Consider the following 322-nt stretch of genomic DNA (forward strand, 5'->3'; position numbering starts at 1 on the left):
GCCACACGATACGCTTCTGCCATCGTTGGATAGTTAAAAGTCGTATTGACAAAATACTCAAGCGTATTGTTGCTTTTGCACTTCATCACTGCTTGACCAATATGAATAATCTCTGAAGCATGGTTGCCGTAGCAATGAATGCCTAAAATTTCTAACGTATCACGATGGAACAATATCTTTAATACGCCCGAGCGTTCACCAATGATTTGGGCACGTGCCAGATGTTTGAAGAACGCTTGACCCACTTCATACGGAACTTTCTCATCCGTTAGCTCCTGCTCTGTTTTACCGATACAAGAGATTTCAGGAATGGTATAGATAC

Annotated in this window: 1 pseudogene; it reads right to left on the reverse strand. The window is 41.9% G+C overall.

Annotation, left to right across the window (positions count from 1 at the left end):
• Window positions 1-322 (reverse strand): annotated as a pseudogene (locus tag B3V51_RS07885) (NAD(P)(+) transhydrogenase); the annotation flags it as partial.

Source organism: Psychrobacter sp. UBA2514, assembly GCF_002341255.1.
Classification (GTDB): domain Bacteria; phylum Pseudomonadota; class Gammaproteobacteria; order Pseudomonadales; family Moraxellaceae; genus Psychrobacter; species Psychrobacter pacificensis.